Source organism: Crocinitomicaceae bacterium, assembly GCA_016708105.1.
Taxonomy (GTDB): domain Bacteria; phylum Bacteroidota; class Bacteroidia; order Flavobacteriales_D; family Crocinitomicaceae; genus JADJGJ01.
In genome coordinates this window covers 979696-1003010 of sequence record JADJGJ010000001.1, presented here as the reverse complement: position 1 = coordinate 1003010, position 23315 = coordinate 979696, and the positions used below count along the sequence as shown (strand labels likewise).

Below are 23315 nucleotides of genomic sequence, written 5' to 3'. Positions count from 1 at the left end.
CATGAAAACCAGACACTTAGTCTGGTTTTCATGTTTGTTATTTTAGTACTGTTACGTGGCCTCTATGTTTTTGGCGCTTGTCTGATAGCTTTTCTCCAAACTCAATTTGCCAAATGTAAACCCCGTCCTCAACTAATCCTTGATCTCCGTAGGTTCCGTCCCATCCAAATTCGTAGTTATAAGATTCAAATACGATTTCTCCCCAGCGGTTGAAAATTGTTAAGTGATAATTGTACATATCAATTCCACTGGTAATAACAGGTTTGAATGTTTGATTGTGTGGGTCTCCATCAGGTGTAAATACGTTTGGCACATAGAAGATAATTTCTTCATGTACAAAAACTTCTTGACAAAGAGTATCCATACAACCATCAGGTGAAGTCACATATTGACAAACTTCATAAGTTTCTTCTTCTCCGGTTGATGGGAAAGTAAACGTTGGTTGTTCTTCAAGAGAAGTTCCAACCCCTCCAAAGTTATACATGTAAAACTCAGTGTTCTCAGCGGTATTTACTATGGTAATGGTTGGATCTAGAATTGATGGACTATCCGGGTTCCAATAGAAACCAGGAATAGGAAGAGAACTAATGCAAACCAAATCATCATAAGATAATGTTTCAACGCATCCTTCAACTGAAGTCAGAGTCAGCGTTACGTCAAAACATCCGGTTTGCGTATACATATGATCTGTGTTGCCACAGTCAGTAGAAGTGGTTCCGTCTCCAAAATCCCAGAAACAAGTACCACTGATATAATCCGGATTATTGAACGACATCAATTCTGGTAAACATCCATTTCCACCTCCAACAACAGATGGTATTGGTTCAACATAAAGGCTGACTAACATAGAATCTGTTACAACTTGTCCGCATAAATCTGTCACGGTTACAGTGTACATGGTTTGAGTAGTTGGGCTTACAGTGGTTGTCTCTAAGGTATCAGCCGCATTGCCAGTATCCCAAGAATATGAATAGCCCATATAAGAACCAAAGTCAATCAATTCACCACCGCTGGCATTCACATACAAGGTTGCAGTTCCATCAAGACAAATGGTTGTATCATTTCCCGCTGTTGCAACTAATGCCGGAGAAGATGACACGTTATATGATACCGGCGCAGCAACACAACCGTTTGCATCAGTAACAACCAGCGTGAAGTTGATTCCTGGTGCAGGCTCTGTAATAGTATAATTGAACATGTCGGTTGTCCATGTTGTTGCATCCAAACTGTTTGTCCACAAGTAAGTATACGGCGGAACTCCTCCATTAGAGAAAGCCTGAACTACTACATCTGATCCATAGCAACCAAACCAATCACTTGGCGCAATTGAATACAATGCCATAGGTTCATATACTGTTGTATTTGACAATGCTTGACATCCGGTTGCATCCTCAACAACAATATCATAATTTCCAATTGGCAGACCATTAAAGATATTAGACGCTTGGAATGTTGCACCACCATCAACGCTATATTGAACTGCAGTCGGCGCAGTAATGGTAATAATACCAGTGCTACCGCCATTGCATAATACATCTGTGGTCACAACGGATGTAATAGGAACCATTGCAGGTTGAGTCAACACAAAGTTCATTGAGTCAATCTGACATCCGTGATCATCAGTAAGTATTAACGAATAAGTTCCATCACAAATACCAACTGCATTTGGATCAGTTGATGAAGCGATATTACCTGCCCAGTTGTATGTATATGGAGCAGTACCACCGCCTGTTGTAGTTGTGACAGTTCCATCACAAACTCCATAACAACTTGGATTAGTTATTACAAAAGATGTCCAGTCTAAAACAGCAGGTTCATTCACCGTTTCTGTTCCGGTTGCTTGACAACCATTATCATCTTCGACAGTAATGTTATAAACTCCTGCAGCTATGAAACCAAAGTTTCCTCCACCCTGAAAAGTTATACCATCAATACTGTATGACAACAAACCGGTTCCGCCGCTACCTGTTAGGTTAATTGCTCCTGTGAAATCTCCATTACAAGTAAGATCTGTAAGCACAGCAGAATATGTAAGCAATGCCGGATCATTCAGTGTAACGCTGGTAGTTGCAGTACAAAGATTTGCATCTTGAACCGTAATAGTATAAGTACCTGCAACCAATCCGTTAAATACGTTTGATGCCTGATATGCGCCACCATTAATACTATATTGGTGAGCTCCTACCCCTGCGGAAGATGAGATAGTAATTGAACCATTAGCATCACCATTGCATAAAGGATCAACAGGCACTACGTTATCAATTACCGGTGTTGCATCAGCAGCAATCACTGCTGTTCCAGAAATCTGACAACCATTATCATCTTGTAAAACAACAAATACGTTGCCTGGAGCAAGCCCTGTGAAAAGATTAGCAAGTTGGAAATTAGCTCCGTTATCCGCTGAGTAGTCATACCCCGGAGTACCGTTTGCAGCGGTAATTGTTAATTCACCATTGTTCAAACCACATGTAGAAGCAACTGTTGTAAACGCCATTGTCATCAACGTTGGTTCATTCACTGTTTGCGCTGCAGTAATACTACAATTGTTATCATCTACTACGTAAATAGCGTATGCGCCTGCGCATAAGCCATTAAGCGTTGATCCTGATTGTAGAGTAATACCACCATCAGAACTGTATAAATAAGGTGCTGTACCTCCATTTGCCGTAACAGCTACTGTTCCATCACAACTTCCATTACAGAGCGCATCTGTAACCACGTATGTTGCAGTTAGCTGAGCTGGTTCATTAATAGTTTGCGTTCCAGTGTAGGTACAACCAAGTGGGTCTGTCACAATTACGTTATAAGTATTTGCAGCAAGGGCAGGAAAAATTCCGGTACCATTAGTTGACGCACCAAACTGATAAGTATATGGTGTACCGTTTGAACCTGATGCTACAATTTGTGCAAACCCTGAGTTGTTTCCGTTACATGTCAAATCAGTTGCATTGATTATTACGTTGAATGGAGTAGGTTCATCAACATCAATTGTTACTGTTCCTAAACATCCGTTACCATCCATAACCGTAATAGTATATGTACCGGCTGCAAGACCAGAGAAATTTGTACCTCCCTGATAAGTTGCCCCACCATCAATTGAATATTGGTATGGACCACCATCACCACCTGTTACACCGGTCACGTTAATTTGACCATCTGCACCTGCGTTACAAGTTACATCTACTGAAGATAAGGTAGCAATAACTGAATCAGGATGATTGATAGTGAACTGTTGAATACCAAGACACAAACCGGCATCTTGAATAGTTACATAATATGTTTCAGCAGAAAGACCAGGGAAAACACCGGTACCATTCACCGTACCACCAGGAGTGATTGTATATGTGAATGGTGCGGCACCAAAAGTTTGTGATACAATACCTAATCCATCTGTTCCATTATAACACGTTGCGTCTACTGCAATGTCTACTTGAGTTATCATGACGTTGTCAGACAAGGCAGAATAAACTGAGTCAACGCAACCATTGGCATCTGTAACAACCAGATTATATAAACCGGAAAAAAGACTTCCAAAGAAACCATCATTCACCTGAATAGTAGCGCCACCATCAATAGAATAGAAATAAGGAGCTAAACCGGCAGTTGCAATAATTTCAAAACTTCCATCTTGCGCACCGCAGTTAGATGGGTTGTTAGCAATAAAGTTAAATGTGAATGGAGGAGGATCAGTTAACGTAACCGTATTGGTTGTTTGACAACCATGACTATCTTCCACAACCACCGTATACACACCAGCCATCAAACCAGTAACAGGCGAAGTTCCGGTAAAGGTTGCACCATTGTCAACACTGTACGTGTATCCTGGTGTTCCACCACCGGGAGTAAAAGATATTTCACCGGTTGGAGTTTGATAACATTCTGGATCAACAAAACCATTTGTTAAAGTCAACACAGGAGGTTGAGTAATTGCAACCACTGCGTTCGCAAGACATCCGTTGTCGTCTTTCACAACCACATTGATATTACCTGCACACAAACCTGTAAGGATGTTACTAGGTTGGAATGTTAACCCGTTGTTTGAACTGTACTCATAAGGCGGAGTTGCGTTTGATGCGTTAACCGTGATTTGACCATCACAAACACCATTGCATGACGCATTCACGACAGTTGTAGTAAATGTGAGCGGTGTTGGTTGTGTAATAGTAAAGTTTACAGAACCTGTACAACCATTATCATCCATTACAGTTACGGTATGAGCACCGGCAGCAACACTATTAAATGTATTACTTGCTTGATACGCACCACCATCTAATTGATATTGGATTGGAGCGGTACCCCCGGTAACACCGATGGTAACTGAACCTGTTAATGCGCCTGCGCAAGCTACGTTATTTAAAACATCCACAAACGGAACCGGGCCTGCCGAGGACGTAATTGTTATTGGTAAAGTTTCAGTACACCCATTATTATCACTCACGCTTACGGTATAAGAACCGGCAGCCAAACCTGTGAATGAACCTGTTGTATTGCTTGATGCTCCAATGGTATAGGTATAGGTAGGTGCAGTACCACCCGCAGCTAATACGGTTACTGTACCATTGTTTGCCCCACAGGTTGCAGGCGTAATAGCAGTTTGTGCAAGCGTAACATCGGTTGGTTGATTCACTGTTTGCGTGATTGGGAAAGTACAACCATTATTATCTTTCACTAACAGGTTGTATGTTCCTTGACAAAGAGAGTTAAAGGTTGCACCAGATTGATATGCGCCTCCGTTAATATTGTAGGTGTATGGTGATGTTCCGCCTGAAGGAGCATTCACAGTTATTGAACCATTGCAAGAACCAAAACATAATGTGTTTACCGCAGAGGCAGTTGCTGATAAAGCTGCAGCCGGTTGCCCAACCACAACAGAAACAGTAGCTGTACAACCCAATGCATCAGTGGCAGTAACATTATATGTGCCTGCAACCAGTCCGCTTGCAGTTTGCGTAGTTTGACCAATTGGTGCCATACCGGCATTGTACCAAACAAAGGTATATGGTCCTGTTCCGCCTGATGGGTTAGCAGTAGCTGTCCCGGTTGCACCACCAAAACACAATGCAGGAGTTGAACTTGCAGTAACGGTACAACAAGGTGGACCGGGGTTGATAGTAAAGCTTTGAGAAGTGACACACGTTGTTGCGTCATCTATCGTTATAGTGTACATTCCCGCCGGAAGGCCTGTAAAGTTTCCGTTGGTTTGCGTAATATTCACAGGTCCCGTGAGCACGTAATTATATGGACCAGTACCTCCTGAAACCGCAACGGTCATTGTTCCGTTTGAACCACCAAGGCATGTAGGTGAAGTATAGTTTAATGAAGTGATGTTCATTGAAGCCACTGTCACTGTAACACTTTGACAAGCAGACAATGTTCCGTTGGTATAGCAACATGTGAACGTAGTGGTAGAGGTAATATTTGAAGTTACGTTTTGGGCATCTGGGAAACCTGGGATGTGCGCCCAGTCATAATAGAACGGGGTACAAGGTGTAGCATAGACATAAAAGTTATCAATTCCCCAGTGGTCATAAGCACTACCAGAAGAACCCCATTGTCTTAGACGAAACATGGTACTAGCACTGTAGGCACCGGCAGGAATTGTGAAGCAGTAGTTATGCCAGGTAGTGAATGCCGTTGCGCCTGATGCACTCGGACTAGTTACTGCGCCAGGATAGGCTCCAAGCAGATTTCCATTTGGGGCAAAATATGCCATATCTGTCCATGTAGCACCGCCGTTGGTTGACCATTGCAAACTCACCCCTTCGTTGTACAAGTCTGCGCCTTCACAAGGTGCAACATCTCCGCAGAGCTCGCACATAAATTTAAAATCAAAACACACTGTTCCACCGCAAGCGACATTCACCGCTGAGGTTTGCATGGTACGCGGAGCAGCTGTAGTTGAACCCATCCACAGATACGTGGTGCCATCCATGGAAGCACCGCAAGGGTTATTGAACTGAGCAGCTGGTGATGCAAGCCAACCGGGTGCAACGGTACCTGAATTGAAATTATCACCAAACACAGGTACAGTTGAAGTACCATTTGCCGTTAGATTGACGTTACCGCCACCACATGGTAAGCTGGTTGGTGAGGCACCTACCGTTATAGTCTGACCATAGCTGATTCCTCCCGATAAGACGAATAGCAAGGTTGCTTTTGCGAGGTTACGAACTAATTTTTTCATGACGCTTGGGTTTGTCTTGGGTTAATATTATTGGCGAGTAACTTTGATGTTTTCAAATTCAAAACGGGTAAGTTTTGTAGGACTTACATAAGTGATAAAATCCTTAAAAATATACAGTGCCCCATAAGGTACGGTACAATCTCCTTCTATTGTTTCAGATGATTTCACTTGAATGGTGTAATGTTCTTCACCGTCAGCAATATCTTCAGTTTGTTTTTGATTGTTATACCAAACTGCCAGATCCCACTCAACTGAAATGTTTACTGATAAGGTATTTTCAATCTTGATGATATATGCAACTTGAGATGGGGCATCATTAGTTACACAATCAGTTTGTTTATAATACACGTTTACTCCGTCTACGGATTTATAGAGTATCCAATTATCTTCTTGAGAGAAAGAAATGGTTGAAATTAAAAGTGCAAAAAGTGAGAAAAAAATAGTCTTCATACCTTGGGTTTTTATTTTGAGACGGAAACAATATGCAATGGTTGCCTAAAACTATTGCAAAATGATATCAACAGCAAAATTGTTGGCAAATTTAATGGAATCTTAACTAAAAACTTTTAGAATTGATCAAGGCTTAACATAATGAAGCACCCAGGTCTCTTCGACTAAGTCAGATTTTGCTTGAAATGATGCGTATGCCAGTTTCTCATCACGCACAGTGGAGTGATAGAGTAAAACGTAATACAAATTATTCCGTTTGTTTTGAATAATTCTGGCATTCGGGTATTTAGGCTTGATCTTACGAATAAGCGCATCAGCATTAGATTTTTGTGCAAATGCACCGGTAATTACATAATATCCGTTTGGTGTGTCTTTACCACTTAATTCAATGAAATAATCTTGCGGATTAGAGGTCATGTCTGCGTCAGAAATTTGTGGAATAGTATCTTTAGTTGTGGTATCAACAGTAACCGCCACAGTTTTTGGCCATTTTTTCAATGAGTCTTCCAAATCCTGAATATATTTTCCATCTTCAACAATTACGTTATTTAAACTATCCATGATTCTTTTTTGCTCTGCCAACATTCTCTCATACTCTGAATTGTCTTGCACCTGCTGTACTTTAGGCGGAATTGAATATTTCAATAAAAGTTCAGCATTGGGCGCAGTGCTGAAACCTGCAATATCATTGATGATAAAATCATACGCCAAACCAAATTTGAAATTTTTTACTACACTCACACCAAGTGAAAAACTCAAAGCATAATCACTCTTGTACCCTACTCCAATCCATCCATATTTTTGCATTTCAAAATAAAGATTGGCAGAATATTGCAAGGGTGCACCGGGAAAAGAATAAATAACAAGCGCTTCAGGATTCAGAATTATTCCTTTTTCACGACTAATGAACCAAGAATAGCCAAGCGTTGAAACTAATTGTCTTTCTAAAGTATAGTAAGAATAATTATTATCAGAATAAATTAATTTGGAACCTAAAACTTGCGGTACACTGACACCAACACGGAAATCAGCATAATTAAAGTTTAAACCAACGTTCATGTCAAACATAGTTTTACGGTCTCCAACAGCATTGATAACGATAGGATCATTGGGATCAGTAACAATAGCATTACTGAAATCAATGCGATTATCAACAACACCGGCTGCTATGCCTGCTCGTAAAAAAGCTTTCTCTCCAAATTTTATCTTGTATGAATACAAAACATGTGCGTTGAGTTTACTGGTTATTCCAACAAAATCACTGTATAATGAAATTCCTAATCCTGATTTTTCATCACGCAAGAGCGTGCTCACATTGAGGCTATTGGCATTAAAACCTTCACCGTAATTTCCCCATTTTTGATTTCTGATTAATGTAACATCTACCCCATCATTAAAGCCGGTGTACGATGGATTAAACACCAGCGGAGTGAGGTGATATTGATTATAAAGCGGTGCTTGTTGGCTAAAACCTGCTGTATATATAATAAATCCCAGCAGACACAGTAGTACTCTATTCATTTCCAATAACAGTAATAATTCCTTTAAATGGATCAGGTACTAGGGCAGGGTCATGCAGGTCAAGGACGTAATAATAAGTTCCATCAGGTACAACAGCTCCATTAAATGTGGCATCCCAATCATTATAATATGGCTGAGCCTTGTAAATAACTTGTCCGTAGCCGTTGAAAATAACTATTTCATTATTTGGGTAGGTATCTAAATTCGGTATAACCAAAATGTCATTGAAGTTGTCTGCGTTAGGGGTGAGCAGATTAGGGACAACAAGTTCAGTAACGTTAGGCAATACGGTAACTGTCACCGAAGCGGTATCTATACATCCATTGATATCAGTTACCTGCACGTTATAGACCGTAGTAATTTCAGGCCACACTATAGGATTGTAGATAGTTTCATCACTCATATTATAAACAGGGAACCACAAGAAGTTAATTCCTCCTGATGCTGATAATTGCGTTGAATCACCTTCAAAAATTGAAACATCAGCCCCTCCAGTTGGCGCAAGAGGAAGAACAACAATGGCATGAAATACAGTGTCTGTAGGGCAGCTTGATTCTTGAATAACTGCACCAAACACCGTGTATCCTAAAAGTCCATTATAATCATAAATTGTGTCTGTTACGCCTGTATTTGTCCATGTTGTACCGTTATCATAAGAAACTATCCAATCAATTGGTGAACCTACAATTGGATTTACCTCTAATGAAGAATCATTTTCAAAATTGCAAACCAACAATTCACCCACAATAGCGCCGGCATCAGTACCCGGAATCAGTGTTAAGGTAATTTGATTTGAATAAGCAGCTGGACAAATACTGTTTTGAACTAAAACCTGATACGTGATGGTATCATTGAGATTCCAGTATTCAAGAGAGTCTGATACATTGGCAAGTGTATCCCAATCAATCCCACCGTCATAAGAATATTCCCATTGAAGAATATTACCCAAATAACCGGAGAGATCAACTTGACCACCATTTCCATTATCACAAATATCATAACTTGCAGGCAATGTTCCTGCAACGGTTTGCGGAACCACATCTATCACTACCACAGGGGTAGAATCATCTGCGCAATATCCATAAGGACTGCCCATCAATGCCCACCAATACATTTGCAAATTGATATTAGTGTACGGCTGTGTATCTGACATATTCCCGGTTGTTAGATATGTTGCACCGCCATCTGTTGAATAATACCAATCTTCAGGGTTTCCATTGTAGCCTGTAATCACAAAGTTCCCAGAATTAATGCCTGAACAAACTGTGGCAGGCGCTGTAATGGTACCGGGTGTTGGTGGACAATCGGAAGTCACGGTCGTACTCCAGGTATTGTTGGCTGTGTTGGTTTCAGCCACAACAGCTATTACTTCAAAATCGAGTGTATGCACTTGACAAGCCGAGAAATCTCCTTGAGCTATAAAAGAATACGAATAGACTAGTCCTCCATTCAACCCTGAAGCAAGTGGCACAGTTTCAACAACAGCAGGTGCTCCGTCTAATGAATAACTCACGTCAAAAGAAGTTTGAGCATACCAACCAGTACCAGCCGGACCGGCATTGTAAACCAAGATAGTTATTACCGCCGAATTTGGGAGCGAGCACCCACTAGCTGGTGCAACCAATGTAGTAATAGTAAGATCAAACGACTGAGCCCTCCCGCCTAAGGACGCAATCATCAAAATTAGTCCGAGAAAAAATTTTCGTATCATGGGTCAAGTAAGAAGTAGTTTAGGCAAATATAAGCGATTAAAGTACAATCCGCAAATAATTCATTCTCTTTGTACTTAGACTAGCAGTACTAAACGCTTAATATCCATTTTCTGCAGCATCAATTTTGTGACATCTAAAGTTCATTCTAAACCATCTTGGTTGTGATAGCATACCAAAATAAATCAACAGAAATAAAATATACTCTGTGGCAGGTTGTTAAATCAATCTCTGGCTGCCACCAAAATAGTCAACGTATAGCAGAACTGTCTTTTTAAAAATGAGGATGTCCATTATCTATTTCTTTCTCTTTAATGCGGTGAATAGGTTTTTTATATCTTCATATCTTGATACCTTTGCGTGAATCAGATTTTATGCTCAAAAAGAAAATTGGAATAGTTGGTGGCGGACAACTGGGACGCATGTTAATCAATGAATCTATCCGGTATGATCTAGAAATTGCAGTGCTGGATCCTGACGTGAATGCCCCGTGCAAATCTTTAGCCCATACTTTTCACTGCGGTAGTTTACAAGATTTTGACACGGTTTATGCTTTTGGGAAAACGTGTGACATTATTACTATTGAAATTGAAAACATTCATGTTGATGCCCTTGAAAAATTAGCTTCAGAAGGTATTCATGTTTTTCCGCAACCCCATATCATTCGAATGATTCAGGATAAAGGTTTACAAAAAGAGTTTTACCTGAAAAATAGTATTCCAACAGCAGAATTCAAGTTAATTAGAAATCATGTTGAGTTGCATCAAAATACAAGCTATTTACCCTTTGTACAAAAGTTGCGTGTTGGTGGCTATGATGGCAAAGGAGTTGAAGTAATGAAAACAAGTGCAGATTTTGTAAAGGGTTTTGATGCCCCAAGTGTATTGGAAAAATTTGTTGATTTCAAAAAAGAAATTTCAGTTATTGTAGCTCGCAACAGTGTCGGACAAATTAAAAATTTTCCGGTAGTTGAACTTGAATTTAACCCTGTTGCTAATTTGGTTGAATTTTTATTCTCACCTGCAGATATTAGCTCAGCGGTTGAAGTACAAGCCCAAAAAATTGCCGTGGACATTATAGAAAAATTGCAATTAACCGGCGTACTTGCTGTGGAAATGTTTGTCACGCATGATGATCAGGTACTAGTGAATGAAATTGCTCCAAGGCCACATAACAGCGGACATCAGACAATTGAAGCAAACATTACATCGCAGTATGAGCAACACCTTAGAGCCATTTTGAACTTGCCACTTGGAGCAACTGAGAGTGTTATGCCGTCTGTTATGGTGAATTTGCTGGGAGAAATTAATTACAGTGGGCAGGCAGCGTATGAAGGTTTGGATGAAATTCTTCAAATTCCTGGAGTATATCTTCATTTATATGGAAAAAAAACGACAAAACCGTTTCGCAAAATGGGTCATGTCACCATACTTGACCATGACATGGTGAAGGCAAAAGAAAAAGCACATGTTGTAAAACAAACTATTCGTGTCATCAGTAGCGGGGCGTGACCTTGGACATATTGAAACCGTGCGTGCGCTGGCGGCCTTGTCAGTTGCTGTATTTCATTTCTCTCATTACACAAATGGCACTAATTTTTTGATCAACTCAGATGATGCGAGAAACATTACCATACATGGGGCTCAAGGAGTAGAGTTGTTTTACATTGTTTCTGGTTTTATTATTCCTTTTGCCCTGCATCGGGCAGGTTATGCAATCACTGATTATTTCAGATATCTTGGAAAAAGATTGAGTAGATTATATCCTCCCTATCTCATCACCATACTGGCAATTATCAGCATGAATTTTATCTTATGTAAATTTATTTGGCATATTGATTTTGATATCCATTTCAAGCAAGTTATTGTGAATGTGTTTTTTCTTGCAGATCTTTTTCCTGAATGGGGATGGATTAATCCTGTTTTTGCTACCCTTGAAGTTGAAATTCAATTTTATCTACTTATTGGTATTCTTTTCCCTTTCATGATGAAAAATAACGGATTTTATTTATTGATATCCGCTGCCCTATTATTACTCGGAATGCTAACAAGAGACACAGATACAGCCCTGGTGAACATGCCATATTTTCTCACCGGATTCAACGTGTTTTATTTGATGCAGAATGGAAATAAATGGATATCTGGACTTATTCAACTCAGCATTTTATTTTGTTTGTACCGGTATTTTCAATGGCCTGATTTATTTGTGAGCATCTTAGGTTTTGTTTTGATTTTATGGTTGCCTCGCAAGCTTACTTTATTTAAAACAACCGGGAAAATCTCATATTCCTATTATTTGATCCATGGCTTATTAGGTGGGTGGTTTTTATATTTCACCTCATCATTACCAAGTTGGTCAAACTACCCATGGCTTTATTTTTTACTTGCATTAGCTATTAGTTGGGTTGGAGCATTTATCTTGTATCAACTCATTGAAAAACCTTGTTTACGTTGGTCAGCATCTATTCAATACAAGCGAAATGAAACAAAAAAGTAAATTTGTTGTAAAATGAGATTATGGCAGAAGTAGGAATCATCATGGGAAGTAAATCAGATTTACCGGTTTTAATGCCGGCAGCTGAGATACTGAAAGAATTTGGAATAGCTTATGAAATCACGGTAGTATCAGCACACCGTACTCCTGAACGCATGGTAGAATATGCCAAAACCGCTGTATCACGCGGATTAAAAGTCATTATTGCCGGGGCGGGTGGCGCAGCTCATTTACCGGGAATGACCGCTTCTCTTACCCCACTGCCCGTTATTGGTGTTCCGGTAAAATCAAGTAATTCAATTGATGGCTGGGATTCTATTTTGTCTATTTTACAAATGCCCGGCGGAATTCCGGTTGCAACCGTAGCACTCAACGGTGGTAAAAATGCCGGCATACTTGCCGCCAGCATTATTGGCAGTGCTAATCCACATGTATTGGAAAAAATCACAGACTACAAAAACAAACTCCGAGATGAGGTGTTAAAGTCTGCAGATGAATTGAAAAATCTTTAATTATCAATCTTCAGTATTCATCAAAATTAAAAAAATTATCATTTATTTGTTGTAACTTTATTTGTTATAACATATATTTGTACAAAAAATGGATTATGATTTCAACAACAAAACAAATAACTAAACCTCATTGGATACAAATTGCGTCTTACTATGTTATAGCAGGCATACTGGCACTGATGATGCTTGGTGCCGCATTTATGAAATTAAGCAAAGATCAAACCTTGGTTGAAAATTTTGCAAAATGGAATTTAACCGAGTATATGCAATGGATAGCAATAGCTGAAATACTCATTGTACTGGGCTTGTTCATCAGAAAAATTTCAGGTATTTCCACACTTATGTTAATTGGCATGATGGCGGGTGCAGTATACACTCATGTGGCACATGACGAGCCTTTTTTTGCACCCTTGGCCATAGCAATTGTTGCTAGCATTAACCAGTGGTTTATTAAACCGAAAAAAGCCAATAAATAAAATTTCTAATGTAAATTAAAATGAAAAAGATTCTAGAGTTGATTCGTCACAAAACAGGTAATATCTTTATGATTACCCTATTTTTAATAGTTGTCGGACAAAATAGCAGTCACGCACAAGCAATAGGAACAAAAACAGGATACATCAGTTTCTATTCAGAAATGGAAGAGGTGCTAGCTCAAAACTATGCTGTAGAAAGTGAATTAGACACAAGCACCGGGAAAATAATTTTCATTGCATGCATTCAAAGTTTCCGCTTTGATAATGCCACGATGCAAAAGCATTTCAATGAAAAAGATGTTATGAATTCCAAAGAATTTCCTCGTGCCAAATTTGTGGGTAACATTCTCAATCATGACAAAATTCAATACAATCAAAACGGTAGCTACTCAATTCAAGTTGAAGGCAACCTTACCATGAAAGGAGTAACAAAAGAAGTAAAAACAAAAGCTACCATTGTAGTAGAAAACGGTAAAATATCAGCATCAGCAAAATTTATACTCGACAGATTTTTATTTGGTGTAACTGATATAGCAGACTCCATTTCACAGATGTTAGATGTAGAAGTAAAAGTAAATTATGAATAAGATAAAGTATCCCCTACTCGCTTTTTTTTGTGTTCTGCTGCTTGGCGCAGGCATTGGATTAGACACATGGTTTAAACCACATCGTGATGTGAAAACTGCACCGGTTTTTGATGAATTTGATGTAGATGATTTTACTTCAGAATTTTTGGAAGATTCTAAAGCTGCAAAAAATAAATACCTTGCAGATGATGGCGATTCAAAGATTGTTACCATGAGTGGAACCATTCAGCATATCACAAATAATATGCTGAATGAAACCGTGATTACTATTCAGGGTAAAAAAGAAGCCGGTGCCCGGTTCACACTAATGGATGATCAAAAAGAAAAAGCACAATCATTAAAACCCGGAGACAAAATAAAACTAACCGGTGTTGTAAGCGCCGGTGCTGAATTTGATGCAGACCTCAACCGATATTTAGATGCCGTTTTGGAGCAAGCTTACTTTTAAATGAAATCTGTACTTTTGTTTCATGAAAATTGAAGACGAGCTGCAATCTAAATTCCGGAATGAATTTCATAAACTGGCGGTAAACCTCTTTTTGACCAGTTCACGCCTTGGCGAATGTTTTCATCAAACCATCAAAGATTACCACATCACCCCTGCGCAATATAATGTGTTAAGAATACTACGTGGGCAAAAACAAAAACCGGCTAGCATTGGTTTGATTAAAGAACGAATGATAGATCGCAATTCAGATGTTAGCCGAATTATTGATCGGCTAGTTCAAAAGAAAGTGATAGCCCGCAGTGAAAATGCTGCTGATCGCAGGCAAAAAGATGTTGTCATCACCAATGCAGGTTTACAACTTCTCAAAGAAATTGATACCTGGGAAAAGCAAATGGATAAACGCCTGCATAAACTCTCTGAAGCTGAGGCCGCCAAAGTAAATGTTTTGCTGGATAGGTTGAGGGAGGGGATATAGTTTTATCTCGTCTGAGTTTTTTTTATTCTGAAATAGATTCTTGTCTTAACAATTGAATCCATAATACAATTACAAAAACTGATACGTTTTCAATTACCATTATACCGATGGGTATCGGCATAATGGTAATTAGAATAAATTGCAAAAGACGTAGATTCTATATAAATAAATGATTCTAAAAAAGAACCGGTAGAGATGTAAGCTTTTAACAATTGATTTTTACCTAAATAAATCTTAAATTTGGAGCATGAACAGCTTTCAAAGTCAGCAAATAGTAGATTACCTAAAAAGTCATCACGCCTCAAAGATTGGTGTATTTGGTTCTTTTGCGCGAGGTGACTACAATGACACAAGTGATGTTGATATACTAGTGACTTTTAAGACCAACATCGGCCTCCTTGAACTAGTTAAATTTGAAAGAGAGCTGAGTTTGATTTTAGGAAGAAAAGTTGATCTTGTCACAAATCGTTCACTTGTCAATAAGAAAATTGAGGCCTACGTTCAGCGCGATTTAAAAATGCTTCTTGAGTGAAAAAAGACGACAGTATTTTTATTGACCACATACTTCATGCCCTGCATAAGATTATTGCGTATACTGAAATACACAGTCAATCAAGTTTCCTAAAATCTGAAATTACGCAAGATGCAGTGATCAGACAATTTGAAATAATCGGAGAAGCATCAAAAAAATTATCGTCGGAATTTAAAAAAAGATATTCTGATGTTCCTTGGTCAGACATGGCAGGCATGAGAGACAAATTAATTCACGATTATGTTGATGTGGACATTTGGATTGTATGGACTACTGTTGAAAAGGATGTACCGATGCTACTAAAGCAACTAGAAGGAATCAACAATCAATAAAAACTCATCTTCTCACAATTTATCATGTTGAGAAAGTGACGCTAAAGCACAAATTTTACTAGACAGGTTGAGGGAAGGGATATAGCATTCACCACCCCGAAACAAACAAACCATCTGCAGCATTCAATCCACAATTTTTCATTTCATGATATGCCATGGCAGCTGCCAAACGTATTTCTTCTCCTGATTTAAATTGGACCCAAGCTTCAATGATATAATCAAGAATTGTTGCACCCGGATACATGGATGAACTTGTCGTAACCAAGGGATAACAATTGGCGTTTTGGATAAATGGCGTAAAACCCCAGTAACTTGAACAAGCTAAAACCACAGCATCTTTTTTACGCGTGTGTTGTGCATAGATAGTATCTGGATAAACTTCGTACAATCCATTATGACCATTAAAGACCAACATGTCTGCCTGATCACCGCATAAAATCCATGTTGAATCAATCAATACAGAATCCGAGTGAAAACCGGCAAGACTATTTAGATAATCCTTTACGCAGGCATCCATTTGGTCGCCTCGGTAGGCATCACAGATTAAAATAACTTCAGAATAGCCATTAAAACTTCGTTTAAAAATTGCGCGTTCAAGAATGGTATCGTTGGCTATAAAATTTGAGTTCAAACTAATCCATTCATCCTTTAATTCAAAGTACTTTTTCATTCCGTGACGTGTTGCCCAATACAAATTAGTTTTCAGATTGAATCCATCACCCAATGAAGGACTCACCGGAACAATTCCTTGATGCGCATTATCACAAAGCGGTACCATTGTATGCACAATCAACGGTTCTCTGCTCTCTGCTTTTTGTTTTAAAAATGTCACTTGCTCATCTCTTTCAAAGGGCTGCAACCATGTGTGGTCATGATATTTTATAGAACCACCTTTTTTGAAATAGAATGTAGAATTACTCAACTGTCCATGTTGGTTTTGATGAGCACATGAAATGAGTAAGACAAATGAGGTAATAAACAAAAATCGCATATACCCTGAATACAAAAAAGGGAGAAAGTAACAGGGTAATTCATGAGAGCAATCATCAAAAAAAAACGCTCCCAAAATCTGAGAGCGTTTTTCCAATTAAACTATTTGATCAATTATTTTGCAACCGCATCAAGCAACATGTTTACATCACGAACACCTTTTGCACTGTCAGCAACCTTTGCTTTTTCAGCATCAGACAATTTAATTTCAACGATTTTTTCAATTCCGTTTTTTCCAATGATACAAGGCACGCCTAAAGAAATATCTTTCAAACCATATTCACCATCAAGCATAGCTGAACAAGGGAACATTTTTTTAGAGTCAAGAGCAATAGCCTGACACATTGCGGTAACGGCTGCACCAGGCGCATACCAAGCAGAAGTCCCTAATAATTTTGTCAAAGTAGCACCTCCTACTTTTGTTTCTTCAACAACCCAAGCTTGTTTTTCAGCACTGAGATATTCAGTAACAGGAACGCTATTGCGAACTGCTTTTTCAATCAATGGTACCATACCGGTATCAGAGTGACCGCCAATTACCATACCGTCAACATCAGATTGCGGGCAACCGAGTGCTTCAGCCAAACGATATTTAAAGCGTGCACTATCTAATGCACCACCCATACCAATGATTCTGTTTTTAGGCAGACCAGTTGCTTTATGTGCAAGGTAAGCCATCGTATCCATTGGATTACTTACCACAATCAAAATCACATTTGGAGAATGTTTAATCAAATTTTCACACACCGATTTTACAATTCCGGCGTTGATTCCAATCAGTTCTTCACGAGTCATACCCGGTTTACGAGGAATACCAGAAGTAATCACCGCTACATCTGATCCGGCAGTTTTAGAATAGTCGTTGGTGGTGCCGGTAATTTTAGAATCAAAGCCAAGCAATGATGCAGTTTGCATAAGGTCCATCGCTTTTCCTTCAGCAAAACCTTCTTTAATATCAATCAAAACAATTTCAGAGGCAAAGTTTTTAATAGCAAGGTATTCAGCGCAGCTTGCTCCTACTGCTCCTGCTCCTACAACGGTAATTTTCATCGGATTTATTATTTAATGTTAGTAATATGATTATTTCAGACTCTTTTCTGAGACAGGCACGAATTTAGAAAGATTTTGAACCGAAGCCCGTTTTTTTTACTGATTTTTGTCTGGGTTCACCCTATTTTTTAAAAAAAATCAAATCCTCATTGCCATGAATGATATTGCTCATAAAATCAGTGATAACAATACTTTTCAGTTAATTGTAACAGGGAGAAGTCAAAAAAAATGCTTTTTTTTCAGGTTAACTGGCAACCCGTTAAACAACTCAACGTCTTTATAGTGTAAAAACCAGTGGAAACAAGCGAAGATTTACGAACCATTGTTGACGGTTGCATAAAAGGTAAACGCAAGTATCAGCAACAACTGTTCAAACTTTTCTACGGGAAAATGATGGCGGTATGTATGCGCTATGCCAAAGACAGAGACGAGGCACAGGACATGGTACAGAATGGGTTCATCAAGATTTTCAACAAACTGGACGTTTACAATTTTGAAGGTTCTTTGGAAGGTTGGATCAGACGCATTATGATAAATACTGCCATTGATCAGATCAGGAAAAACAAACGTGACCCATTTTCAATTGAAGACGATTCGCGCATTTCAAACATAGAGGAAGATGTTCCCTTTGCTGAAGATGACGAACAGGAGGTCAAGATAAAAGCTGAAACGGCTATCAAAGCTATAAGCGCTTTATCCCCGGCATACCGCACGGTGTTTAACTTGTATGTGATTGAAGGGATGAGTCATAAAGAAATTGCTGAATATCTGGGCATTTCTGAAGGTACGTCTAAATCAAATCTGGCGAAAGCCAAAATGAAATTAAAAGAAGAACTGAGTTTAAAATTTGAACATTAATACATCACTGCGATGGATAAATTTGATAAAATAATTAAAGAGGCGGTTGAGAGTTATGAGGCTCCTTACGATGCTCAGGTATGGGCTAACGTGAGTGGTCAACTCGGTAACAAAGGCGGAGCAATGAAATGGATCATTGGTTCAGCGGCGGCGGTTGTGCTTATCACCGGGGCGGTTTATATTGCTCAGGATGATACTCAAAACGATATTAATAATACGCTCACTCAAAACGAAACTCCAACTCAGCCAGAGTCTAACGGTAATATCTTACCTGAACATCAATCTGATGCTGACAACAATAACGCATCAGAAAATTCTAACGGTACAAATACTGACCACCTAGCAACTGATGGTATTCATTCATCAGATAACACCACTCAAAGTTCTTCTGAGAACAACAATACATCAGCTAATCACAACGCAAATTCTTCTCAAGACAACACTGCATCAGATGAAACACAGGGCAATCATCACGTGGTAAATCCAGATGACAACCAACAAGTAATAGAGCATCATGTTGTGACCTCAAAAGTGAATGCGCGCTTTGATGTTAGCAATACGAATGCATGCGCAGGTACTGCATTTTTGTTTACTCCTGAAGACATGAATCAGTCTGCACTTTATGTGTGGGATTTTGGTGATGGATCATTCAGCGCAGCTAAAATGTCTGAACATGTTTATGCTGAAGCCGGAACTTATACTGTAACTCTAGCAATGAAAGATGGCAGAACAAATAAAACATTGGCCAAAACAAGTACAGAAATCACGGTTAATCCAACACCTGCCGTTGCATTTACTTGGGAAAAATCAAATGAACTGATTCCTACTGTAACATTTATCAATCTTACAGAATCTGCTGAAACATGGAATTGGGATATCAAGGGATTAAAAACATCAACTGAGAACAGTTTTGAATATACGTTCCGCAAAAAAGGAGCATACGTTGTTTCTTTAAGTGCTACCAATGAGTATGGCTGTACTTCAACTACTGAGAAAAATATCGAAATTAAAAATGATTATAACTTGTTAGCTCCAACAGCGTTCACACCTAACGGAGATAACATGAATGACTACTTCATTCCTGAAGCATTGCGCTTGATGGATGTTGATTTCACTATGGTTATATACGATAAAGCCGGTAAACTCATGTATCAAACTAATGAAGTGAATTTACCTTGGGATGGAACTAATGTAACTGACAACAGCCCCGCTGAAGAAGGAGCTTACGTTTGGAAAGTTCAGTTTAAAAATTCAAATGGTGAACTTGAATTATACGAAGGACAAGTGATCATCACCAGATAAAATCTTCCTCATGTCCTGGTTAATCCGGGATGGTTTTCTTTGCTTAAAAATCCGTTCGAAAGGGCGGATTTTTATTTTATAGCTATTTCACCAAAACTCATCAACAAGAGATAATTCAGTATATTCATCTTCTTCTTAAAAAAAAAATCCTGCCCAACTATCAATAATATATAACTACTGAACTAATTCAGAAGAGCATGAGAGATGCAGATGACAAAAAAACAAAACTCTGGAAAAATATAAATCTCCTGTCATACATTGTGATTGGGCTGTCCGCAGTTTTATTGTTGATGAAAATCTATCTAGATGCCAAACTGCTTGTTTCGCCGCTTTTGCCAAAGTACACCGTTATATTCAAGAATGGAAACCAGATCAATGTATTCTGTTTTGTTTTGGCAAGTTTGGTACCGGCAATTTTTCTTAGTATAAAAAAGCAATATCCCGCATCAACTATTTGCATACTGCTTTTTTTTATTGTTGGTTTGGCATTAAGCAATACTGTATCAATTTACGAGTACTTCTATGAATTCACTATGTATTTATAAAGGATACCAGTGAGAAGAATATGAAAGCAAAAAAGCATGTGAAAGTTTCGGAATAAATTTTCTTCAGACATTCACTATCACAATAACTACTCCTTCTTGACATCATCTGTAGCAGATTTTCTCCACTCATTGAAATTTGTTGTGATGCTAAAAACATTAACTGATCCGGCGGCTGAATAGAATGAAATAGCGTAGTTGAACGCGAATTTTTTAATCTTAAATCCGGTGCCAAAAGAAAAGCCGCCAATACCCATACGATCTATTACGCCCAAGGCATTTCTGCGTTGATAGTTGAATCCAATTCGCACAAAAAAATTCTCAGTAGGTAAAATTTCAAGACCAAAATTTGCATGATATCCAAGTTTTTTTGCAAAGCCCGCTTCAGGTATTGGAATGGTATCACCCGTGAGCTGATCTATGGTTGGCTCCCATGAAGGATCATTGTAAGTAAGATCCCATCGCGTTAAATCAGTACCAACAAGACTAAGTCTGAACGGCGCATGATGAAATTTGTACGAGATACCGGCAACTACCTCAATAGGCAAAGGTTCATGATTGTCTTGGGTAAAACCCTTGAATTGATACCCAATATTTTTAGCAACTAGACTCATGGTAACGTTTGCTTCATCATGATGAAATAAAACCGCCGCATCAACACTCATTCCAAAAGCAGAATAAGTTTCATAATGTGAGAATAAGAAATTCATATTTGCACCAAGTGAAAAATATTTATTTAAGTCTTTTGCATAACCACTGCCTATTGCATAGTCACCTGCAGTGAACGTGCCTTGTTCAATACCGGTTGCATCGGTGCGGGTAAATTTGCCATAAGACACGTAGCGCATATGACCGGTAAAAGTTCCGACTTTATTAAAGTGTTTTCCGTATGCTAACATGCCATAATTAATGCCTGCAGGATAAATAAAATGATTCATGGTTAACTGATTGTCCAATTCATTGGTGATGCTTGCAGGATTAGTAACAGCCAAGTTGATATCACCGTCACGCAAGGGAATAAATTCAGAACCCAAGGCAAGAGAGCGCGCGCTAAAATCCAAATCAAGAAAAGACCAAACATTTTCTCCACCGGTTTGTGAAAAAACAGCTGAAGAAAAAAACATACTCAGAAAAACAAATCTGTAAATCATATCCTCATAACGGAATTAACGAATGAATATTTTATTAAGGAGAATCAATTGTACCATTTGCTATTCTTGGTCCCAATTCAATGGCTTCCATATTTTTAACTTCTTTTCCATGCACTTCAAAGCGCAACAGGGTTTTAACTTTATGAAATCCTTTGAATCCGCATGCACCCGGATTGAGCCATAAACATTGAAGATTTTTATCAAACTGCACAAGTAGAATGTGAGAATGTCCACAAACAAAAATGCCGGCAGATTTTTGTGACAACTCAGGCCAGGCTTCCGCATTATATTTAAATGGTCGTCCGCCAATGTGAGAAATGAGTACTTCAATGTCTTCACACATAAACCGGTTATGTTTAGGCCATTTTAATCTTACCTGATGATCATCAATATTACCGTATACCCCGCGCACAGGTTTAAAGCGCTCAAGTTCATCAATCACTGATACATCACCAACATCACCCGCATGCCATATCTCATCCACCTCTTTAAAGTATGTATAAATCTTTGGATCAAGATATCCATGCGTATCTGATAACACCCCAATGCGTTTCATGTTGTGAATTTAGTATGAAAAAAAATTCTGGTTTGACTGAAGAAACAAATAACTTTGTTGTAGAAAAGAACTGAAATGCAAAGATACGTTCTGCAATTATCATATAAAGGCACGCACTATTTTGGTTGGCAACGACAAAATGGACAAATTTCTGTGCAAGAAAAAATTGAATCAGTTCTCAGTCAACTTCACAGTAATCAACCAATAGAAATTACCGGATGCGGGCGCACAGATACCGGTGTGCATGCAAGTTGCTATTTTGCACATTTTGACAGTGATCTACTATTTGAAACTGAACAATTATGCTTCAAAATGAACCTCATGCTGCCTGATGATATTGCTATTCGAAATATCCAAGCAGTATCCTCTGATTTTAATGCGCGTTTTTCAGCAATCTCAAGAACATACGAGTACGCCATTCATCAACAAAAAAATCCATTTCTTACTGAATTTTCATGGTATCACAGGGCTGATTTGGATATTGATAAAATCAATCAGGCTTGTATAATTATGATTGGTCATAAAGATTTTCAATGCTTCAGCAAAGTAAATACCGATGTGAGTAATTTTCTCTGCAACATCACTAAGGCAGAATGGATAATTACCGAGCATGGTTATTTGTTTACCATAAGTGCCAATCGCTTTTTGCGCAATATGGTAAGAGCAATCACAGGCACAATGATTGACGTGGGTTTAGGTAAAATAAATTTGAAGGAGTTTGAAACTATTCTGCAATCAGCAGACCGAGGCAAAGCAGGAACTTCAGTACCTGCACAGGGTCTTAATTTGATTAACGTTGAATACCCGGTTGATTTGATTTCAGTTTTGTAAATAAGATAATTAGTCCGGATACAATCATCACCAACCAAGGTGTGCCGTGTAAAAATAAATCAAACCAATCGTCTGCTTGCATGGGTTGCTCACCACTAAAGGCTCCGCCACCGGCTAACCATTGTAATTTACCAATAATATGAGGGGGATTAAAAGGCGCCAAACCCAAAGTAAGGCTGGCTATCAAAGCAAATTTGAAAATGTCATTCAGATATTTCATTCGTCGTTTTTTTTATAATGGCAATTATTTTTGTGGCTCAAGGCTATGCAATGTTCAAGTGCCCGAAATTACTCAAGCTCGGCCTTTCTTCCTGTG

22 protein-coding genes are annotated in these 23315 nt (G+C 38.7%); 13 read left to right on the top strand and 9 right to left on the bottom strand.

The window, feature by feature from the left end; translation table 11 throughout:
• Positions 1-37: 37 nt before the first annotated feature.
• From IPH66_04270 to IPH66_04255, 4 genes are all read right to left on the bottom strand, one after another.
• Positions 38-6184 carry a gliding motility-associated C-terminal domain-containing protein gene (locus IPH66_04270; protein MBK7128569.1) on the bottom strand — a complete coding sequence of 2049 codons (6147 nt, stop codon included), beginning with the start codon at positions 6182-6184 and terminating at the stop codon, positions 38-40.
• Between the two features lie 27 nt (positions 6185-6211).
• Positions 6212-6634: a hypothetical protein gene (locus tag IPH66_04265; GenBank protein MBK7128568.1), complete on the bottom strand. Its 423-nt coding sequence runs from the start codon at positions 6632-6634 to the stop codon at positions 6212-6214.
• A 126-nt stretch (positions 6635-6760) separates the two neighbouring features.
• On the bottom strand, positions 6761-8155 hold the full coding sequence (locus IPH66_04260) for a PorP/SprF family type IX secretion system membrane protein (GenBank protein MBK7128567.1): 1395 nt from the start codon (positions 8153-8155) through the stop codon (positions 6761-6763).
• A complete protein-coding gene (locus tag IPH66_04255) occupies positions 8148-9833 on the bottom strand; it encodes a gliding motility-associated C-terminal domain-containing protein (GenBank protein ID MBK7128566.1) in 1686 nt (561 codons plus the stop codon). The genes IPH66_04260 and IPH66_04255 overlap by 8 nt, the downstream gene beginning before the upstream one ends.
• A gap of 405 nt (positions 9834-10238) precedes the next feature.
• Here IPH66_04255 and IPH66_04250 point away from each other — a divergent pair, with 405 nt between their 5' ends.
• From IPH66_04250 to IPH66_04210, 9 genes are all read left to right on the top strand, one after another.
• Positions 10239-11375 (top strand): 5-(carboxyamino)imidazole ribonucleotide synthase, encoded by a 1137-nt coding sequence (locus IPH66_04250; protein MBK7128565.1) that lies wholly within the window; start codon positions 10239-10241, stop codon positions 11373-11375.
• Positions 11353-12360 (top strand): acyltransferase, encoded by a 1008-nt coding sequence (locus tag IPH66_04245; protein ID MBK7128564.1) that lies wholly within the window; start codon positions 11353-11355, stop codon positions 12358-12360. Before IPH66_04250 ends, IPH66_04245 begins: the two co-directional genes overlap by 23 nt.
• A 17-nt stretch (positions 12361-12377) precedes the next feature.
• Positions 12378-12869 (top strand): 5-(carboxyamino)imidazole ribonucleotide mutase, encoded by a 492-nt coding sequence (gene purE, locus IPH66_04240; protein ID MBK7128563.1) that lies wholly within the window; start codon positions 12378-12380, stop codon positions 12867-12869.
• A gap of 95 nt (positions 12870-12964) precedes the next feature.
• Entirely contained in the window at positions 12965-13345 is a 381-nt protein-coding gene (locus tag IPH66_04235; GenBank protein ID MBK7128562.1) for a DoxX family protein, read from the top strand.
• A gap of 20 nt (positions 13346-13365) precedes the next feature.
• A complete protein-coding gene (locus tag IPH66_04230; GenBank protein ID MBK7128561.1) occupies positions 13366-13932 on the top strand; it encodes a YceI family protein in 567 nt (188 codons plus the stop codon).
• A complete protein-coding gene (locus IPH66_04225; GenBank protein MBK7128560.1) occupies positions 13925-14380 on the top strand; it encodes a hypothetical protein in 456 nt (151 codons plus the stop codon). The genes IPH66_04230 and IPH66_04225 overlap by 8 nt, the downstream gene beginning before the upstream one ends.
• A 22-nt stretch (positions 14381-14402) precedes the next feature.
• Complete coding sequence (locus tag IPH66_04220) at positions 14403-14855, top strand: MarR family transcriptional regulator (GenBank protein MBK7128559.1); 453 nt, start codon at positions 14403-14405, stop codon at positions 14853-14855.
• A gap of 247 nt (positions 14856-15102) precedes the next feature.
• Positions 15103-15387: a nucleotidyltransferase family protein gene (locus IPH66_04215; protein MBK7128558.1), complete on the top strand. Its 285-nt coding sequence runs from the start codon at positions 15103-15105 to the stop codon at positions 15385-15387.
• Positions 15384-15719, top strand: a complete 336-nt coding sequence (locus tag IPH66_04210; GenBank protein ID MBK7128557.1) for a DUF86 domain-containing protein — start codon at positions 15384-15386, stop codon at positions 15717-15719. Before IPH66_04215 ends, IPH66_04210 begins: the two co-directional genes overlap by 4 nt.
• A gap of 88 nt (positions 15720-15807) precedes the next feature.
• Here the strand turns inward: IPH66_04210 and IPH66_04205 are convergent, their stop codons facing one another.
• Together IPH66_04205 and IPH66_04200 are read right to left on the bottom strand one after the other, a co-directional pair.
• Positions 15808-16710, bottom strand: coding sequence for a hypothetical protein (locus tag IPH66_04205; GenBank protein MBK7128556.1), 903 nt, complete (start codon positions 16708-16710; stop codon positions 15808-15810).
• Positions 16711-16823: 113 nt separating this feature from the next.
• Entirely contained in the window at positions 16824-17759 is a 936-nt protein-coding gene (locus tag IPH66_04200) for a malate dehydrogenase (GenBank protein MBK7128555.1), read from the bottom strand.
• Between the two features lie 321 nt (positions 17760-18080).
• Here IPH66_04200 and IPH66_04195 point away from each other — a divergent pair, with 321 nt between their 5' ends.
• The 3 genes from IPH66_04195 (at position 18081) to IPH66_04185 (ending at position 20464) form a co-directional block, all read left to right on the top strand.
• Positions 18081-18617 (top strand): RNA polymerase sigma factor, encoded by a 537-nt coding sequence (locus tag IPH66_04195; protein ID MBK7128554.1) that lies wholly within the window; start codon positions 18081-18083, stop codon positions 18615-18617.
• 12 nt (positions 18618-18629) lie between these two features.
• Positions 18630-19919, top strand: coding sequence for a gliding motility-associated C-terminal domain-containing protein (locus IPH66_04190; protein MBK7128553.1), 1290 nt, complete (start codon positions 18630-18632; stop codon positions 19917-19919).
• Positions 19920-20116: 197 nt separating this feature from the next.
• Positions 20117-20464, top strand: coding sequence for a hypothetical protein (locus IPH66_04185; GenBank protein MBK7128552.1), 348 nt, complete (start codon positions 20117-20119; stop codon positions 20462-20464).
• A gap of 86 nt (positions 20465-20550) precedes the next feature.
• Here IPH66_04185 and porQ read toward each other — a convergent pair whose 3' ends face one another.
• Both porQ and IPH66_04175 read right to left on the bottom strand, forming a co-directional pair.
• Positions 20551-21612 carry a type IX secretion system protein PorQ gene (gene porQ / locus IPH66_04180; protein MBK7128551.1) on the bottom strand — a complete coding sequence of 354 codons (1062 nt, stop codon included), beginning with the start codon at positions 21610-21612 and terminating at the stop codon, positions 20551-20553.
• Positions 21613-21646: 34 nt separating this feature from the next.
• On the bottom strand, positions 21647-22168 hold the full coding sequence (locus tag IPH66_04175) for a metallophosphoesterase family protein (protein MBK7128550.1): 522 nt from the start codon (positions 22166-22168) through the stop codon (positions 21647-21649).
• A gap of 75 nt (positions 22169-22243) precedes the next feature.
• Here IPH66_04175 and truA point away from each other — a divergent pair, with 75 nt between their 5' ends.
• The gene (gene truA, locus IPH66_04170; protein MBK7128549.1) at positions 22244-22999 is read left to right on the top strand and encodes a tRNA pseudouridine(38-40) synthase TruA; all 756 of its coding nucleotides are present in this window, start codon (positions 22244-22246) and stop codon (positions 22997-22999) included.
• Here truA and IPH66_04165 read toward each other — a convergent pair.
• The gene (locus IPH66_04165; protein ID MBK7128548.1) at positions 22959-23219 is read right to left on the bottom strand and encodes a hypothetical protein; all 261 of its coding nucleotides are present in this window, start codon (positions 23217-23219) and stop codon (positions 22959-22961) included. The genes truA and IPH66_04165 overlap by 41 nt on opposite strands.
• Positions 23220-23315: the final 96 nt, after the last annotated feature.

Bases quoted from the DNA above. Each gene is read 5' to 3' on its own strand.
- IPH66_04185 (MBK7128552.1), top strand. From the start codon at position 20,117: ATGAGAGATGCAGATGACAAAAAAACAAAACTCTGGAAAAATATAAAT.
- porQ (MBK7128551.1), bottom strand. From the start codon at position 21,612: ATGATTTACAGATTTGTTTTTCTGAGTATGTTTTTTTCTTCAGCTGTT.
- IPH66_04205 (MBK7128556.1), bottom strand. From the start codon at position 16,710: ATGCGATTTTTGTTTATTACCTCATTTGTCTTACTCATTTCATGTGCT.
- IPH66_04220 (MBK7128559.1), top strand. From the start codon at position 14,403: ATGAAAATTGAAGACGAGCTGCAATCTAAATTCCGGAATGAATTTCAT.
- IPH66_04215 (MBK7128558.1), top strand. From the start codon at position 15,103: ATGAACAGCTTTCAAAGTCAGCAAATAGTAGATTACCTAAAAAGTCAT.
- IPH66_04165 (MBK7128548.1), bottom strand. From the start codon at position 23,219: ATGAAATATCTGAATGACATTTTCAAATTTGCTTTGATAGCCAGCCTT.
- IPH66_04190 (MBK7128553.1), top strand. From the start codon at position 18,630: ATGGATAAATTTGATAAAATAATTAAAGAGGCGGTTGAGAGTTATGAG.
- IPH66_04225 (MBK7128560.1), top strand. From the start codon at position 13,925: ATGAATAAGATAAAGTATCCCCTACTCGCTTTTTTTTGTGTTCTGCTG.
- IPH66_04200 (MBK7128555.1), bottom strand. From the start codon at position 17,759: ATGAAAATTACCGTTGTAGGAGCAGGAGCAGTAGGAGCAAGCTGCGCT.
- IPH66_04260 (MBK7128567.1), bottom strand. From the start codon at position 8,155: ATGAATAGAGTACTACTGTGTCTGCTGGGATTTATTATATATACAGCA.
- IPH66_04255 (MBK7128566.1), bottom strand. From the start codon at position 9,833: ATGATTGCGTCCTTAGGCGGGAGGGCTCAGTCGTTTGATCTTACTATT.
- IPH66_04250 (MBK7128565.1), top strand. From the start codon at position 10,239: ATGCTCAAAAAGAAAATTGGAATAGTTGGTGGCGGACAACTGGGACGC.
- IPH66_04270 (MBK7128569.1), bottom strand. From the start codon at position 6,184: ATGAAAAAATTAGTTCGTAACCTCGCAAAAGCAACCTTGCTATTCGTC.
- IPH66_04265 (MBK7128568.1), bottom strand. From the start codon at position 6,634: ATGAAGACTATTTTTTTCTCACTTTTTGCACTTTTAATTTCAACCATT.
- IPH66_04230 (MBK7128561.1), top strand. From the start codon at position 13,366: ATGAAAAAGATTCTAGAGTTGATTCGTCACAAAACAGGTAATATCTTT.
- truA (MBK7128549.1), top strand. From the start codon at position 22,244: ATGCAAAGATACGTTCTGCAATTATCATATAAAGGCACGCACTATTTT.
- IPH66_04235 (MBK7128562.1), top strand. From the start codon at position 12,965: ATGATTTCAACAACAAAACAAATAACTAAACCTCATTGGATACAAATT.
- IPH66_04175 (MBK7128550.1), bottom strand. From the start codon at position 22,168: ATGAAACGCATTGGGGTGTTATCAGATACGCATGGATATCTTGATCCA.